At 72.7% G+C, this 15,344-nt stretch carries 14 protein-coding genes; 2 read left to right on the forward strand and 12 right to left on the reverse strand.

Annotated elements, in window-relative coordinates:
- Positions 1 to 131: 131 nt before the first annotated feature.
- The 12 genes from SPRI_RS02300 to SPRI_RS02355 form a co-directional block, all read right to left on the reverse strand.
- Positions 132 to 794 carry an ABC transporter ATP-binding protein gene (locus SPRI_RS02300; protein WP_005307770.1) on the reverse strand — a complete coding sequence of 221 codons (663 nt, stop codon included), beginning with the start codon at positions 792 to 794 and terminating at the stop codon, positions 132 to 134.
- Positions 787 to 1,797: an ABC transporter ATP-binding protein gene (locus tag SPRI_RS02305; RefSeq protein ID WP_005307773.1), complete on the reverse strand. Its 1,011-nt coding sequence runs from the start codon at positions 1,795 to 1,797 to the stop codon at positions 787 to 789. Before SPRI_RS02305 ends, SPRI_RS02300 begins: the two co-directional genes overlap by 8 nt.
- On the reverse strand, positions 1,794 to 2,660 hold the full coding sequence (locus tag SPRI_RS02310) for an ABC transporter permease (protein ID WP_005307776.1): 867 nt from the start codon (positions 2,658 to 2,660) through the stop codon (positions 1,794 to 1,796). Before SPRI_RS02310 ends, SPRI_RS02305 begins: the two co-directional genes overlap by 4 nt.
- Positions 2,653 to 3,618, reverse strand: a complete 966-nt coding sequence (locus SPRI_RS02315; RefSeq protein WP_086025571.1) for an ABC transporter permease — start codon at positions 3,616 to 3,618, stop codon at positions 2,653 to 2,655. The genes SPRI_RS02310 and SPRI_RS02315 overlap by 8 nt, the downstream gene beginning before the upstream one ends.
- A gap of 23 nt (positions 3,619 to 3,641) precedes the next feature.
- Positions 3,642 to 5,237: an ABC transporter substrate-binding protein gene (locus tag SPRI_RS02320; protein ID WP_053556667.1), complete on the reverse strand. Its 1,596-nt coding sequence runs from the start codon at positions 5,235 to 5,237 to the stop codon at positions 3,642 to 3,644.
- A 117-nt stretch (positions 5,238 to 5,354) separates the two neighbouring features.
- Positions 5,355 to 6,428: an acyl-CoA dehydrogenase family protein gene (locus SPRI_RS02325; protein ID WP_005307786.1), complete on the reverse strand. Its 1,074-nt coding sequence runs from the start codon at positions 6,426 to 6,428 to the stop codon at positions 5,355 to 5,357.
- Positions 6,425 to 7,612, reverse strand: coding sequence for an acyl-CoA dehydrogenase family protein (locus SPRI_RS02330; protein WP_005307789.1), 1,188 nt, complete (start codon positions 7,610 to 7,612; stop codon positions 6,425 to 6,427). The genes SPRI_RS02325 and SPRI_RS02330 overlap by 4 nt, the downstream gene beginning before the upstream one ends.
- Positions 7,609 to 8,577 carry an NADPH:quinone oxidoreductase family protein gene (locus SPRI_RS02335; RefSeq protein ID WP_005307792.1) on the reverse strand — a complete coding sequence of 323 codons (969 nt, stop codon included), beginning with the start codon at positions 8,575 to 8,577 and terminating at the stop codon, positions 7,609 to 7,611. The genes SPRI_RS02330 and SPRI_RS02335 overlap by 4 nt, the downstream gene beginning before the upstream one ends.
- Before the next feature lie 80 nt (positions 8,578 to 8,657).
- Positions 8,658 to 9,245, reverse strand: coding sequence for a helix-turn-helix domain-containing protein (locus SPRI_RS02340; RefSeq protein WP_005307795.1), 588 nt, complete (start codon positions 9,243 to 9,245; stop codon positions 8,658 to 8,660).
- Between the two features lie 69 nt (positions 9,246 to 9,314).
- Positions 9,315 to 10,058, reverse strand: a complete 744-nt coding sequence (locus SPRI_RS02345; RefSeq protein WP_005307798.1) for a PIG-L deacetylase family protein — start codon at positions 10,056 to 10,058, stop codon at positions 9,315 to 9,317.
- Positions 10,059 to 10,090: 32 nt separating this feature from the next.
- Positions 10,091 to 11,392: an alpha/beta fold hydrolase gene (locus SPRI_RS02350; protein WP_005307810.1), complete on the reverse strand. Its 1,302-nt coding sequence runs from the start codon at positions 11,390 to 11,392 to the stop codon at positions 10,091 to 10,093.
- Between the two features lie 107 nt (positions 11,393 to 11,499).
- The gene (locus tag SPRI_RS02355) at positions 11,500 to 12,975 is read right to left on the reverse strand and encodes a cellulase family glycosylhydrolase (protein WP_005307812.1); all 1,476 of its coding nucleotides are present in this window, start codon (positions 12,973 to 12,975) and stop codon (positions 11,500 to 11,502) included.
- A gap of 411 nt (positions 12,976 to 13,386) precedes the next feature.
- Between SPRI_RS02355 and SPRI_RS02360 the strand changes: the two genes are divergently transcribed.
- On the forward strand, positions 13,387 to 14,358 hold the full coding sequence (locus SPRI_RS02360) for an acetylxylan esterase (protein WP_005307818.1): 972 nt from the start codon (positions 13,387 to 13,389) through the stop codon (positions 14,356 to 14,358).
- Positions 14,359 to 14,585: 227 nt separating this feature from the next.
- Complete coding sequence (locus SPRI_RS02365) at positions 14,586 to 15,287, forward strand: hypothetical protein (protein WP_037775768.1); 702 nt, start codon at positions 14,586 to 14,588, stop codon at positions 15,285 to 15,287.
- Positions 15,288 to 15,344 lie beyond the last annotated feature (57 nt).

The following is a 15,344-nucleotide window of genomic DNA, read 5'->3' on the forward strand; positions in this document are numbered from 1 at the left end:
GTGAGTATCCGCCGGACCGGCCCCAATGGGCAGGCCGGCACCAAGAGTTCGGCCATCCGTCATGTGGCGTGTCCGTCGGACGTGTCCGTCGGCCGTCGCCGGCCTCCCCGGATGTCACACGGCCCCGGAGCTCACGTTCGCGCGATGCGGGACCACTCGACCGTCCGGTCGCACCAGCGGTCGAGCAGGACGCGGTCGTGGCCGACGGCGAGCAGCCCCGCGCCGTGTTCGCGGCGGTAGTCCTCGACCACGTGCACCAGCGCGGCGGTCGTCGACGCGTCGAGCATGGCCGTCATCTCGTCGCAGACCAGCCAGCGCGGCCGCAGTACCAGCGCCCTGGCCAGGCAGGCGCGTTGGAGCTGGCCGTCGCTCACCTCGTGGGGCCGCCGGCCGAGGAGTTCGCCGGTGAGGCCCACGGCCTCCGCGGTCTCCAGCGCACGGTCGGCGGCGTCGGCACGGCTTCGGCCCGCGGCCCGCAAAGGTTCCGCGATCACCTCGCGCAGCCGCAGCCGCGGGTCCGCGGAGAGCCGGGGCTGCTGGAAGACGACGCCGACGGCGGTACGCAGGCCGCGCGGCGCGGCGTGGCGCCAACCGTTCACCGCTTCGCCGTCGATGACGACCTGGCCGGCGGCGGGCCGGTGCAGCAGCGCGGCGACCTTCGCGAGGGTGGACTTGCCGCAGCCGCTGGGGCCGAGCAGGCCGACCGCCTCCCCGGGGGCGATGGTCAGGCTGGCGCCGCGGACGACCGGCTCGCGGCGGTCGTATCCGGCTGTGACGTCCCGCAGTTCAAACATGCGGGTCCTCCTCCGCGTGGTGGCAGGCGACGCCGCCGGCGAGCCGCGGCAGGACCGTGCAGGCGTCGTCGGCCCGTGCGCACCGAGGGGCGAAGGCGCAGCCGGCGGGCAGGTCGCCGAGCTCGGGCGGCAGGCCGGGGATGGGCGCGAACTCCCTTTCGGGCAGGGCGTTCAGCAGACCCCTGGCGTAGGGGTGGCGTGGGCCGGGGCCGCCGAAGAAGGCCTCGGCGGAGGTGACTTCCACGATCCGGCCGGCGTACATGACGGCGACCCGGTCGGCCGTCCGGGCGGCTGCCGCGAGGTCGTGGGTGATCAGCAGGAGTGCGCGTCCTTCGTCGGCGTGCCGTCGTAGTTCGTCGGCGGTGTGGTCGACGAGTTCACGGTCCAGGCCGGTCGTCGGCTCGTCGGCGAGCAGCAGCGGCGCGTCGCCGACGAGCGCGATCGCGGTGGCGGCGCGCTGTGCCAGTCCCCCGGAGAGTTCGTGCGGGTAGCGGTCGAGGTGGCCGGCCGGGAAGGCGGCCCGTGCCGCCGCCGTGAGGGCGGCCTCGCGGGCTTCGGTGCCGCGCAGTCCGGTCAGCGCGCTGACCGTCTCGGCGAGTTGCGCGCCGACGGTGCGCACGGGGGTGAGGTGCGCGGCGGGGCTCTGAGGGACGAGCCCGATCCGGCGTCCCCGTACGGTGCGGGCGAGGGTGCGTTCGCCGGCCCCGAGCAGTTCCACTCCGTCGACGACGGCGGACCCGGCGGTCCGGGCGTTCGCCGGGAGCAGTCCGAGGAGGGCGGAGGCGAGGACGGACTTGCCGCATCCGCTCTCTCCGACGAGGGCGAGGCATTCTCCGGCCGCGAGGTCGAAGGTCGCGTCGCTGACGGCTGCGACATGCCGTCCGTCGCGCATCTTGAAGCGCACCGACAGGCCGCGCACGGCGAGCACGCGCCGCGCCGCCGAGGTGGCGGCGGGGGTCCCGGCGCCCACGGCGGGCGACGGGTCGGTGGACGGCGCGGTCACAGCATCAGCTCCGATCGGCGGCGGGGGTTGAGCCGTTCGCGCCAGGCACCGGCCAGCCCGGCCACGGCGAGCGTGGGAATGATCAGGAACAGGCCGGGGAACAGCGTCGGCCACCAGTCGCCGGCGAGCAGCGAGCCGCGCGCGGACTGCACCAGGTTGCCGAGGCTCGCCTGATGCGTGGGCAGTCCGAGACCGAGGAACGACAGCGCCGATTCGTGCCACATCGCGTGCGGCACCATCAGCACGGCCGCGAGTCCGGCCTGCGGAAGCACCCCCGGCAGCAGGTGCCGCACGGCGACCCGCCGTCGTGTCGCGCCGCCGCTGATGGCCGCGTCGATGTACGGGCGGGCGCGCAGCGACAGCACTTCGGAGCGGACGATGCGGGCCGTGGAGAGCCAGTGCGTCAGCGCTACGGACACGATCACGGGCCCGACCCCGGGGCGGAACATGGCCACGACGAAGATCCCGAGCAGCAGGTGCGGCACCGAGGAGAAGGTGTCCACCAGTCGCATCAGGACCCGGTCGGTCCAGCCCCCGAACACCGCGGCGGCCGCGCCGACCACGGTGCCGATGACGGTGGCGACAAGGGCCGCGACCAGCCCCACGAGCAACGAGACCCGCAGTCCGTAGACGCAGCGCAGCAGCAGGTCGCGGCCGACGTCGTCGGTGCCGAAGGGATGGGCGAGGGACGGCGGACGCAGCTTCATCGACAGGTCGACGGCCTGCTGGTCGAGTTGTGCGAGCGGCGGTACGAGCAGGACGGCCAGCGCCACGGCCACCACGGTCACGGTCGACACGGCGACGCGCACGGTGCGGGTGGAGCGGCGGGTGCGGCCCTGGGACTTCCAGGCGAGGTCAGCCATCGAAGCCCACCCTCGGGTCGGCCAGTCCGTAGAGCAGGTCGGACAGGAGGTTGCCGAGCAGGACGGCCGCCGTGGCGAGCACGGTGAGCGCGGCGAGCAGCGGGAAGTCGACGGACGTCGCGGCCTGCACGGTCGCGGCGGCGATGCCCGGCCAGCTGAAGACGGTCTCCACCAGCAGCGCTCCGGTGATGAGTTCGGGTACGCGGGAGCCGATGAGGGTGAGCATGGGCAGCATGCCGGAGCGCAGCGCGTGGCCGACCAGGACGGTGCGTTCGGCCAGGCCGCGTGCGCGGGCGCCGCGCACCGGGTCCTCGTCGAGGGCGTCGCCGACGCCCTGGCGCACGTAGAGGAAGAACCACGGCAGCTGGCTGACGCCGAGGACCGCGGCGGGCAGCACCAGGTGCCTGGCGACCTGCCCGGCGGTCACGGTGTCGCTGGCCGTGTCGGTGAGCCCGCCGGCCGGCAGCACGCCGAGTTCGAGGGCGAAGAACCAGATCGCCAGGAGGCCGAGCCAGAACGCGGGCGCGGCTTCCAGGGTGTACGCGAGGGAGCTGACGCACCGGTCGAGGAGTCCGCCGCGGCGGCGGGCGGCGAGCACGCCGAGGGCGGTGCCGAGCACGATGGCCAGCGCGAACGCGGTGAGGGCGAGCAGCGCGGACCAGCCGATCCGCTCGGCGATCACGTCGGCGACCGGCTGCCGCATCACACTGGAGTCGCCGAGGTCGCCCGTCAGCGCGGAGGTCAGCCAGTCCCACCAGCGGGATACGAGCGGCTGGTCCACACCGAGGTTGGCGCGGATCTGGTCGAGGTTCTCCTGCGACGCGGTGAGACCGGCGCTGCCGGTGTACGCCTTGACGGGGTCGAAGGGCGAGGCGGCGGCCACGGCGAAGACGGCGAAGGTCACGGTCACCAGGACCGGGACGGCGAGCAGGGCACGCCGTCCCGCCATCCGCGCCATCGCCGCGGCGGGGAGGGCGCGTCTCACTTCTTCGGCGTCCAGTCCTCGACGTTCCACCAGGGGCCGGAGGCCAGGCCGTGATCGTGCGGCTCGACCTGGGTGGTGAGGCCGTCCCACTTGTCGTTCACGACGTAGAGGTGGTCGATGTGGGTGAGGAAGGTGTATCCGGGGTTCTTGACCAGTTCGCGCTGGACGGTGTCGTACGCCGCCTTGCGGGTCGCCTTGTCGTCACTGCGGCGGCCGGTCTCGAGGGCCTTGTCGACGGCCGGGTTGACGTACCGGGCCATGTTGTTGAAGCCGTCGCCGGCCAGGGCGGAGTTGAGCAGCAGGTACTGGTCGAAGTCGGGGTCACCGGGCGCGCCGCCGCCTGCGAGCACGGCGTCGTGCTCCATCCGCGGTTCGATGACCTCCCAGGTGCCCGCCTTGGTGGTGATGTCGATGCCGGCCTTCTTGGCGTCGGAGGCGTAGGCGAGGGCGTGGTCCTGGCGGAGTTTGTCGCCGGTGAGGTACCAGAGGGGGAACGCGGCGCGGACGCCGTTCTTGACGCGGATGCCGTCCTTGCCGGGCTTCCAGCCGGCCTCGTCGAGGATCTTCTTGGCGCCTGCCAGGTCGTGGCGGCGCCTGGTCCCCTCGGTGAACCACTCGCTGCCGGTGGGCACGGGACCGTAGGCGGGCTTGCCGGCGCCGTCGAGGATGCTGTCGACCATGGCCTGCCGGTCGACGGCGATGTCGAGCGCCCGTCGCACCGCGGTGTCACCCGCGACCTTGTTGCCGGTGGGGAGCGTGACGGTGCGGTAGTCGTAGGTGGTGGCGCGGTGCGTCTTCCTGCCCTGCTCGCCCTCGAACCCCTTGGCGAGGTTGGGCGGCAGGATCGCGCCGTCGAGGTCACCGGCGCGCAGCCGGGTGGCGCGGACGTCGTCGTCCTTGATGATCGCCATGGTGAACTTCTTCACCGCGGGCGCGCCGCCCCAGTAGTCCGGGTTGGCCTTGAAGCTGATCTTCTCGCCCTTGGACCAGCCGGTGAGGATGTACGGGCCGGTCCCGATCGGCTTCGTGGTGAACGGGCCGGTGTTGACGTCCTGCCGCCCCGCGATGTGCTCGGGGGCGATGGGCAGGACGGTGCGCTGCGCGAAGGGCGCGTAGGGGTACTTGAGGGTGAAGACGACGGTGTCGTCGCCGTCGGCCCTGACGTCCCCCACCGCGTCGAGCTCGGTCCTGGAGGCGTTGTTGGTCTTCTCGTCCAGGACGGTGCGGTAGGTGAAGACGACGTCCTTGGCGCTGAAGGGCGTGCCGTCGCTGAACCTGACGCCCTTGCGGAGCTTGTACGTGTAGGTGAGGCGGTCGGCGCTGACGTCGGGGAGCTCGGCGGCGAGAGCGGGCCGCAGCCTCATGTCCTCGTCGAAGGCGAGCAGCCCGTCGAAGATCTTGGAGTTGCCGTCCTTGCCGTAGCCGAGCAGCGGGTTGAGGCTGTCCGGTTCGTAGGCGATGCCGACGACCGCCGAGTCCTTGGCGCCCGACGCCGCGGCGCCGTTGCCCGGGTTCGAGCAGGCCGCCGCGCCGAAGGTCAGCGCGGCGGCCATGACCGTGGCGGCGGCAGCCCGTATCGATCGGCCCGTCATGAACGTCCACCCCTGTTGAAGATCAGCTGTTGTTGCAAACCACTCGCATTAAACAGCATGTAAAGGGTGCGCCGGAACAGGGGGTGTTACGGCAACAGGGGGTGTTACGGCCCGTGGTCAGGGAGCCTGGAGATCGACGAGGGCCGCCAGTGCCTCCTTGTGCCGTCCGGGCGTGCCGAGCGCGATCTCGTCGGCCTTGGCCCGCTTGAGGTAAAGGTGGGCCGGGTGTTCCCAGGTCATCCCGATGCCGCCGTGCAACTGCACGCACTCCTCGGCCGCGTGGACCGCGACCCGTGAGCAGTACGCCTGAGCGACGGCGACCGACAGCGCGGCCTCCGGGCTGCCGGTCGCCAGCGCGTCCGCGGCGGCACGGGCCGCCGCCCGGGCGGAGACGACCTCCAGCCACAGCTGCGCCATGCGATGCTTGAGCGCCTGGAACGAGCCGACGGGGCGGTTGAACTGGTGCCGTTCGCCGGTGTGCCGGACCGTCTCCTCCAGGCACCACTCGGCGATACCGAGCTGCTCGGAGGCGAGCAGGCCGGCCCCGGCGAGCAGGCCGCTGCGCACGGCGGTGGCGCCCGCCACGGCGTCCGCCAGTCGCGTGCCGCCTTCCCCTGCGGTGACCGCCGCGAGGGGACGGGTGAGGTCGAGGGGGGTCAGCGGCTCGACGACGGCCTGCGCCGCCTCGACCGCGTACAGCCCGTCGGCCCTGAGCACCAGCAGGACGTCGGCCGTCGCCGCGTCGGCGACACCGGTGACGCGTCCGGTGCCTTCGGGCAGCGGGCCGTCCGGCGCCGCGGACAACGGCACGGCCAGAACGGCCGTGCGCCGGCCCTCCGCCAGCTCCGCGAGCAGGGTCGCGACCGCCTCCGTGTCCGTGTCCAGCGACAGCAGTGCCTGTGTCGCGACGACCGAGCTGGTGAGGTAAGGGGCGGCGACGACGCCGCGCCCCAGCTCCTCCAGCACGACCGCGGCCTCCCGGTGTGACGCGCCCTGGCCCCCGAGCTTCTCGGGTACGAGAAGGCCGGCGGCGCCCATCTCGGCGGCGAGCGAGGCCCACAGCCGCGGGTCGTAGGGAGAGCCGGCCTCCGCGCGGGCCGCGAGCGCCGCCGTGTCGCCGCGGGCGGCGACGAGGGACCGCACGGCGGCCCGCAGGTCGTCCTCGGTCTCCGAGTAGAGCAGATCCGTCATCGCGCGAGGTCCTTCCAGGCGACGTCCTTGTCGTTGCGCGGCTCGGCGGGCAGCCCGAGGACGCGTTCGGCGACGATGTTCAGCAGTACCTCGGTGGTGCCACCCTCGATCGAGTTGCCCTTGGAGCGCAGATAGCGGTAGCCGGCGTCGCGTCCGGTGAAGTCGACGAGCTCGGGCCGGCGCATGGTCCAGTCGTCGTACAGCAGCCCTTCCTCGCCGCGCAGTTCGACCTCCAGGCCGCTGATCTCCTGGTTGAGGCGGGCGAAGGCGAGCTTCATCGCGCTGCCCTCGGGGCCCGGCTGGCCGACGACGAGCTGCTGGCGCAGCCGCTCCCCCGCGAGCCGGGAGACCTCGGCCTCGACCCACAGGGTGAGCAGCCGCTGGTGCAGGTCGTGGGTGCGCAGTTCAGGGCGTTCGCGCCAGGTCCTGGCGATGGGGCCGATCATCCCGCCCTCGCGGGGCAGCCGCATGCCGCCGATGGCGACGCGTTCGTTGTTCAGCGTGGTCTGGGCGACCTTCCAGCCCTCGCCGACCTCGCCGAGGCGGTGCGCGTCGGGGATGCGCACCCCGGTCAGGAAGACCTCGTTGAACTCCGCCTCGCCGGTGATCTGGCGCAGCGGCCTGACCTCCACGCCGGGGTCGGTCATGTCGCAGACGAAGTAGGTGATGCCCCGGTGCTTGGGCAGGTCGGGGTCGGTGCGGGCGATCAGGATCGCCCAGCGGGCGACGTGCGCGCTGGAGGTCCACACCTTCTGGCCGTCGACCACCCAGTCTCCGGTGGCCTCGTCCCGTACGGCGCGAGTGCCGAGCGCCGCCAGGTCGGAGCCCGCCCCGGGCTCGCTGAACAGCTGGCACCACACCTCTTCGCCGGTCCACAGGGGGCGCAGGAAGCGCTCCTTCACCTCCTGCGAGCCGTACTTGAGGATCGTGGGCGCGGCCATGCCGAGTCCGATGCCGATGCGGCGCGGGTCGTTGTCGGGCGCTCCGGCGGCGGCCAGTTCGGCGTCCACGACGGCCTGGAGGGAGCGGGGGGCGCCGAGGCCACCGAGGCCCTCGGGGAAGTGGACCCAGGCGAGGCCGGCGTCGAAGCGGGCCTTCAGGAAGTCGGCGCGGTCGGTGGTGGCCGGCGGGTACGCGGCCAGCAGCTTCCTGGTGAGGCCGAGCAGTTCGGCTGCGTCCGTCATCGGCCCGCTCCGTCCGGTACGACGACCAGGCGGCCGGTGGTGGTGCCGTCGGCGACGCGCTGCACGGCCCCGGCAGCGTCCTTGAAGGCGACCCGGTCGCTGACGAGCGGCTTGATCAGGCCCTTGGCCGCGTACTCGGTGAGCGTCTGGTGGCAGCGGCCGATGGCGCGCGGGTCCTTCGTGGCGTACAGGCCCCAGTGCAGGCCCATGATCGAGTAGTTCTTGACCAGGGCGTGGTTGAGGGCGGGGGACGGGATGTCGCCGCTGGCGAAGCCGACGACGACGATGCGCCCCTCGAAGGCCACGCACTTGGCGGACTTGGCGTACGCGTCCCCGCCCACCGGGTCGTAGACGACGTCCGCGCCGCGTCCGCCGGTCGCCTCCTTCACGGCGGCGACGATGTCGTCGGTGCGGCGGTCGATGACGACGTCGCAGCCGAGCTCCCGCGCGACGGCGGCCTTCTCCGCGCCGCCGACGACGCCGATCACCCGGGCGCCGGCCGCCTTGCCGAGCTGTACGGCGGCACTGCCGACGCCGCCCGCGGCGGCGTGGACGAGCAGCGTCTCGCCCTCCTTCAGGGCTGCCCTGCGGTGGAGCCCGAACCAGCCCGTCTGGTACCCGATGTGCAGGGCGGCGGCCTCGGCGTCGTCGAGTGCCTCGGGCGCGGGGAGCACGGCGGCCGCGTCGGCGACCACGTACTCGGCGAGTCCGCCGTTCGGCAGGGCGGGGTTGGCGATGACGCGCCGGCCGTCCTCCGTCTCGCCGCAGACCTCGACCCCGGGGGTGAACGGCAGCGGCGGCCTCACCTGGTACTGCCCCCGGCAGAGCAGGGCGTCGGGGAAGTTGATGTTGGCCGCCCGGACCTTCAGGAGGAGCTGTCCGTCGCCGGGCGTGGGCCGGTCCACCTCTTCGAGCCGCATCACCTCGCTCGGCTCGCCGTTGCGGTGCACTCGCCATGCCTGCATTTCGGGGCCTCCCACACGTTGGGCAGTCACTGTGCTGCGCCGCATACTAAGCGGTCGCTTGCCCGTCCGTGAAGACCCCCTCACCCCTCCTTGGGCCTGGCTCGCACATGCATCCGCTCCCCCTGCGGCCCGAAGAGGCTCAGAAACTCGACCGGCCGGTCGTCCGCGCAGCCGAACCAGTGCGGCACCCGGGTGTCGAACTCCGCCGCCTCCCCCGGGCCCAGCACCACATCGTGGTCGCCGAGCACCAGCCGCAGACGTCCGGACAGGACGTACATCCACTCGTAGCCCTCGTGCGTGCGGGGCTCGGGCTTCTCACCGAAGACCTTGTGGATCACCTTGTACGCCTGGAGGCCGCCCGGCCTCGCGGTGAGCGGGTACATCGTCCGGCCGCCGCGGACGATCGGCTTGGCGCGCACCCGGGGATCACCGACCGGCGGCGCGCCGACCAGTTCGTCCAGCGGGACCTGATGGGCCCGCGCGATCGGCAGCAGAAGCTCCAGGCTCGGGCGGCGTCCCCCGGACTCGAGCCGCGACAGAGTGCTCACCGAGATGCCGGTCGCCTCGGAGAGCGCGCCGAGGGTGGCCCCCCGCTCGCGCCGGATCCTCCGGAGCCGGGGGCCCACCTCGTTCAGTACGGCGTCCAGGCGTGTGTCGTCGTCACTCATGCGTCCATTGCAGGAACAGCAACGCGATTTGTCAAACACACAAACGCGACGGCCGGGACACGGCGGGTGTCAGCGCCCGAACAGCTCGAACGCGACGGCGGGACGGCCGCCGAAGCGCGGAGCCGCCATCTCGGCCATGCGGGTGAGGAAGGTACGGCAGTACTCCTGCGGGTCCTGCTCCGTCAGGCCCTCGATGTACAGGCGGTGCTCCAGCAGCGACGCGACCGACCTCTCGAGGCCGGGGCCCGCGTCGACGGCGTGCGTGGGGCTGGTCGAACCCGCCACCGCCACCCAGCGCACGCCGTCCCAGGGCTCGAGGCCCTGCTCCACGAGCTCCGGGAAGATCCACCGGTTGCCGGCGTCGGCGGCCGCGTCGAGGGTCGCCCGGCCCACGGCCCGGTGGTCGGGCGTGTTCCAGGCGGTACCGCCCCAGGTGTCACGGTGGTTGAGGGTGATGACCAGCTCCGGCCGGTGCCGGCGGATGGCCGCCGCGATGTCCCGGCGCAGGTCGGTCCCGTACTCGATGACACCGTCCCTGTGGTCCAGGAACTCGACGACGGAGACGCCGACGACGGCCGCGCTCGCCCGCTGCTCCCGCTCGCGCAGCGGTGCGCACTCCGCGGGAGCGATGCCGTCGATGCCGGCCTCTCCCCGGGTGGCCAGGAGGTAGGCGACCTCGCGGCCCTGGTCGGTCCATCCGGCGATGGCGGCCGCACAGCCGTACTCGAGGTCGTCGGGGTGGGCGACGACCGCGAGCGCGCGCTGCCAGTCGGCCGGCATCTCTTCGAGCTGTTCGGTCTTCTGATCGGTCATGTCCCGCAGGATACGGATCCACTGATCATGTGTCAGAGCTCCTGCCGGGCGAGTGCCAGCAACCGGTCCACGACCCGCGGCCCGCCCGCCCGCACCCCGTCGTGCTCGTACTCGTCGGTGACCCAGGTGCGCAGCCCGCGCACGGCACGGGCGGTGCGCAGCGAGTGGTCGGTGTCGACGTACATGTCGTCGTGGTAGACGGCCGCCGCCACCGGCACCTCGTTGACGGCGAGCCGGGCCGGGTCGTACAGCGGCGCCCAGTCGGTACGGGCCGCGAGCAGCTCCGCCGCCTCGCGCAGCGGCCGCAGGGCGGGATCCACCTCGAAGTGCCAGGGATGAATGGTCTCGCCGGTGAACATCAGCGGACGGTCGCCCTCGAGCGCCGCCGCCGCGTCGAACTCGGGGAACTCGGCGCGTGTCCTCTCCGCCGCCCAGCCCGTCGGCCGCCCGCCCTGGGCGTAGATGGCCTCGTGCAGCACCGCGTACAACGGGTTCGCGGCGAACGAGAGGACCGGGCGTACGCCCTCCAGGAAGGCGTCGGAGAACTCATGGCCCGACGCCGTGCGCACGAAGGCGTTCTCCAGCAGGTAGTGCAGCTGGTGGCTGCCCTCTCCGCCGCCCAGCAGGATGCCCAGCGACTGGAACGCCTCCGGTGTGAGGGTGTAACCGCCGGGCAGCCGCGCCGGGTGCTCGGCGAGACGGTCGGCGATCCGCCGGGCGCGCTCCACGTCCTGCGGGTAACGGGCGTAGTGCGCCTCGGCCTTGCGCCGGATGCGCGGGTACGCGGCCCGGTAGACGTCGTCGGCGTGCGCGTCGAGGGACGGCAGGCCGCCGGTGATCAGGACCGTGTCCAGCCCTTCCGGCGCGGAGGACAGGTAGTGCGTCGCGCAGAAGCCGCCGAAGGACTGGCCAAGCACCGTCCAGGGCGCTCCGCCGGTGAGGCGCCGCCGGACCGTCTCGCAGTCGCGGACGATGCTGTCGGCCCTGAAGTGCGCGAGGTGGTCGGCCTGTGCCTCGGGTCCGCCGCGGGACACGAGCGTCTGGCGGTTCTGGGGTGTGGAGCGTCCGGTGCCGCGCTGGTCGAGCAGGAGCACGCGGAAGTCCTGTACCGCCCGCCCCAGCCAGGCCTGCTTGCCGATGAACCGGCGGACCGCGTTGCCGGGGCCGCCTTCCAGATACACCAGCCACGGTTTGCCGGTGTCCGGGTGGTCGGCGGCGGAGACGACCTCGCGGGCGTAGAGCTCGAGCTGCTCGCCGGCCGGATCAGCGTGGTCGAGCGGGACGGTGAAGTGGTGGTCGGTGAGGACGACTCCCGGCTGCCGGTAGCTGGCCACTGCTGCTCCTGTTTCCCTGTGTGCCCCCGCCCGTCCAGTGGATCACAGGGGACGGGCGGGGGCGCCGGGGGGTGGGCCGGGTCAGGCGGCCGACCGTAGGGGTCGGGTCAGCTCGTCGGGAAGTCGTCCGCCGTCCTGATCCGGTCACGGACCCAGACGCCGGCCGGCTTCAGCGAGCCGGTGCCCGCCCAGGGACCGTTGTTGGCGCAGGTGCCGCTGTTGAACACGGCGCCCGACCTGTTGTCGTCGGAGTAGTTCCAGTTGACCCAGCTGATCTTCTTGCTCGCCATCAGGTCGAGGTAGCGCTGCGACATCGTGAAGTCGTTGGCGCCCTCACCGGCGTAGTCCTGGGTGCCGAACTCGGTCACGAACATGGGGACGCGGTCGGCCGCCCGGGACAGGGCGCTCAGGTACTCGTCCCTGTGCGAGGCCGCGTAGAAGTGGAACGTGTACATGATGTTGGAGGCGTTGACCGGGTTGTTCACGACCTCGCTCTCGTCCGACCCCTCGGAGACTCCCAGGGAGGACCAGGCACGGGTGCCGACGAGTACCGGGGTGTCGGCGTCGTAGCGCCGGATGACCGGGATGAGCTCCTCCGCGTAGCTCTTGATGCTCGACCAGCTCACGCCGCTGGGCTCGTTGGCGATCTCGTACAGCACGTTGGTCTTGTCCTTGTGGCGCTGTGCGATCTCGGTGAAGAAGGTCTTCGCCCGCGAGAGGTTGTGGTGCGGGTCGCCGGGGCTGAGCATGTGCCAGTCGACGATCGCGTACATACCGCGTGCGGTGGCCTGCTCGATGATCGAGTGGACCTTGTCGGTGAAGCCGCGCGGATCCGTCTCGTAGCCGCCCTCCTGCACGTACATCGAGATGCGCAGGACGTCGGCCTTCCAGTCGGTGGCCAGGGCGTCGAGGGAACCGCCTGTGACGCACTGGCTGTACCACTGGAGGCCGTGGGTGCTCATGCCGCGCAGCTGGATCGGCTTGCCGTACTGGTTGCAGAGCTTGGTGCCGCAGACCTTGAGCTGTCCGTTGACCCCGGCCGGGGTGCCGCCGGTGGTGGGGGTGGTCTCGACGGTGAGGTGGTCCACGTTCGGGCCGCCGGCGGACTGGACGGCGGTCGCCCTGATGGTGTTGGTGCCCGCCTTGAGGTCCGCGGTGAGGGTGGTCGTGGACCAGGAGGTCCAGGCACCGGTGCCCGGGAAGGCGCGGTCGTCGGCGGCGAGCGCGCCGTTGACGGTGATGTCCATCGGCCTGCTCGACGCGGTGCCGTTCGCGAAGCGCAGCTTGAGGCCGACCCGTCCGGCCTGGGCCGCGTCGACCGTCCACTGGACGTAACTGCCGCTGACGTTGTCGTAGTTGACGAATCCGCTGCCGGTGAAGCCGGCGTGGTTGGACTCGACCAGGCCACGCGAGACGGTCGCGCTCTCGGCCTCGTGGGTGACAGCGGCCACCGCCGCCGGGGTGGGGGCGGCCGGGGCGGGGGCGGCCGGGGCGGCGGGTGCGGTGGTGAGGGTGAGGAGCAGAGCGGCGCCGAGGGCACCGATGCTGCCCAGGGGGCGTAGCCAGAACCGTGCCGGTCTCATGGGGGACTCCGTTGGCTGGGCGGATAGCCGGACAGGCCGAAAGAATCGGCCGGGAATGATTGGAAGGAAACTTTTCTAACCGACGGTTTAGCAGGGGCCGCGCACCCACGACAAGGGGCATGACAAGACAAGAACCTCCGCCCGCCGCTCGCCCGACAGAGGCGGCCCGGCCCGCGCATGCGGCTGTCCGCCGCTTCCAGCGTGCGGGCCCAGACCGGTCCGGGCAGGTCAGCGGGGTCCGAACGGAGGGCGGGCGCGTCGGCGGCCCGCCCGCGGTCCGAGGTCACGCGCACTCCACGGGCGGGCCGTTCCGCGCGCCCCGTCCTCGCCGTTCCACCTGTCGGGCGGCCCTTGCCCCGTGGTGGCGGTCCGTGTTGATCTGCTGACACATCCCGTAGGAAAGGCGGCCCCATGGCCCTGTTCGACCTGCCTCTGCCCGAGCTGCGCGCATACCGCAGCGCCTCCGCCGAACCGGAGGACTTCGATGCGTTCTGGACGAAGACGCTCGACGAGGCCCGTGACCACGACCTCGACGCCCGCTTCGAACCCGTACCGACCGGCCTCAGCACGGTGGACGTGCACGACGTGACCTTCGCCGGCTTCGGCGGCCACCCGGTGAAGGGCTGGCTGGTACTGCCCGCCGGGGCCGAGGAGCCGCTGCCCCTGGTCGTCGAGTTCCTCGGCTACGGCGGAGGCCGCGGCCTGCCGCACACTCATCTGCTGTGGGCCTCGGCCGGGTTCGCGCACTTCGTCATGGACACCCGGGGTCAGGGCAGTGGCTGGTCGGCCGGCAGCACCCCGGACCCGGTGGGCAGTGCGCCTTCCTACCCGGGCTTCCTGACGCGGGGCATCGAGGACCCGTACGAGTACTACTACCGCCGGGTGTTCACCGACGCGGTCCGCGCCGTCGAGGCGGCGCGCTCGCACCCGCTGACCGACGCCGCCCGCACCGCGGTTGTCGGAGCCAGCCAGGGAGGGGGAATCGCCCTGGCCGCCGCCGGTCTCGTGCCCGACCTCTCGGCCGTCGCGCCCGACGTGCCGTTCCTGTGCGACTTCCCCCGGGCGACGACGCTCACGGACCGTGAGCCGTACCGGGAGGTGGGCCACTACCTGAAGACCCACCGCGGCCGGAGCGAGCAGGCCGCGCGGACCTTGGCGTACTTCGACGGCGTGCACTTCGCGGCACGCGGCCGGGCGCCGGCGCTCTTCTCCGTGGCCCTGGAGGACCAGACCTGCCCGCCGTCGACGGTGTTCGCCGCCTTCAACGCGTACGCCCACGAGGACAAGCAGATCGAGGTCTACGACTTCAACGACCACGAGGGCGGCGGCCCGTTCCAGGAAGCCGCCCGCCTGCGCTGGCTGCCGCAGCGACTGACGACCTGACACCCGACCCGCGGGCGCGGCCTTGACCGTGTCCGTCAGGAGAGCCTACGTTTCTCGGGAAAGCGCTTACTGTACCGCTCGGCGGCCCGCCGCCCGACCGAAGGAGACACCTCGTGAGCACGGCTGACCCCGGGGACACGGCTGCAGGCACGGGCACGGCCGCCGGCGGGGCGGCAGCCGTCCCCCGTCCGGCCGGGCCGGCGGGCCCCGCCGCCGGCTACGGCGGACTGCCCGGCGGCATCGGCGTCTCGCGGCTGCGGGTCTACGACTGGGAGGCCGCCGACGGCCTGCGCGGCGGCACCCCGCACATCCATCTGACCTGCTCGGAGGGGTACGCCGTGACCGGCGGCAGGGGCGCGGTCCAGACCCTGACCGCCTCCGGATTCGAGCAGACCGCTCTGGCGCCGGGCGCGCTGGTCTGGTTCACCCCGGGCACGATCCACCGGCTGGTCGACGAGGGCGGCCTGACCATCATGGTGCTCATGCAGAACTGCGGTCTCCCGGAGGCCGGCGACGCGGTGCTGACCCTGCCTCCGCACCTGCTCGCCGACCCCGCCGCCTACCGCGCCGCCGTCGCCCTGCCGGAGGGCGGGACCGAGGAGGAGCTGGAGCGGGCGGCCCGGCGCCGTCGCGACCTCGCCGTCGAAGGATTCACGGCACTGCGCGGCGCGACGGAGGCCGGGGATCCTGAGCCGCTGGCCGCGTTCCACCGGGCCGCCGCGGCCCTGGTACGGCCCCTCGTCGGGGCGTGGCGCGAGCGCTGGCGCGAGGGCGCCGCCGCCGCCGCGTCGGCGACGGCGGCGCAGCTCGACGAGCTGGAGGAAGGGGGCGCGAGCCATCTGGCGCAGGCGCGGCTCCGGTCCGAACAGCCCGCCGCACGCGGGCGTTTCGGCATGTGTGGGCGCCTCGACGTGTACGACATCGCCTGACGGGCGGCGTCCCGGACGACTGCCGCCGCACTTTTGCGGGACGGTCGCACCGGGGTC

The sequence above is a fragment of the Streptomyces pristinaespiralis genome (assembly GCF_001278075.1).
GTDB classification, from domain to species: domain Bacteria; phylum Actinomycetota; class Actinomycetes; order Streptomycetales; family Streptomycetaceae; genus Streptomyces; species Streptomyces pristinaespiralis.

What these genes read in the sequence shown, in the direction of transcription:
- SPRI_RS02300 (WP_005307770.1), bottom strand. Translation starts at nt 794, where the DNA reads ATGTTTGAACTGCGGGACGTCACAGCCGGATACGACCGCCGCGAGCCG.
- SPRI_RS02310 (WP_005307776.1), bottom strand. Translation starts at nt 2,660, where the DNA reads ATGGCTGACCTCGCCTGGAAGTCCCAGGGCCGCACCCGCCGCTCCACC.
- SPRI_RS02315 (WP_086025571.1), bottom strand. Translation starts at nt 3,618, where the DNA reads ATGGCGCGGATGGCGGGACGGCGTGCCCTGCTCGCCGTCCCGGTCCTG.
- SPRI_RS02320 (WP_053556667.1), bottom strand. Translation starts at nt 5,237, where the DNA reads ATGACGGGCCGATCGATACGGGCTGCCGCCGCCACGGTCATGGCCGCC.
- SPRI_RS02325 (WP_005307786.1), bottom strand. Translation starts at nt 6,428, where the DNA reads ATGACGGATCTGCTCTACTCGGAGACCGAGGACGACCTGCGGGCCGCC.
- SPRI_RS02330 (WP_005307789.1), bottom strand. Translation starts at nt 7,612, where the DNA reads ATGACGGACGCAGCCGAACTGCTCGGCCTCACCAGGAAGCTGCTGGCC.
- SPRI_RS02335 (WP_005307792.1), bottom strand. Translation starts at nt 8,577, where the DNA reads ATGCAGGCATGGCGAGTGCACCGCAACGGCGAGCCGAGCGAGGTGATG.
- SPRI_RS02340 (WP_005307795.1), bottom strand. Translation starts at nt 9,245, where the DNA reads ATGAGTGACGACGACACACGCCTGGACGCCGTACTGAACGAGGTGGGC.
- SPRI_RS02345 (WP_005307798.1), bottom strand. Translation starts at nt 10,058, where the DNA reads ATGACCGATCAGAAGACCGAACAGCTCGAAGAGATGCCGGCCGACTGG.
- SPRI_RS02355 (WP_005307812.1), bottom strand. Translation starts at nt 12,975, where the DNA reads ATGAGACCGGCACGGTTCTGGCTACGCCCCCTGGGCAGCATCGGTGCC.
- SPRI_RS02360 (WP_005307818.1), top strand. Translation starts at nt 13,387, where the DNA reads ATGGCCCTGTTCGACCTGCCTCTGCCCGAGCTGCGCGCATACCGCAGC.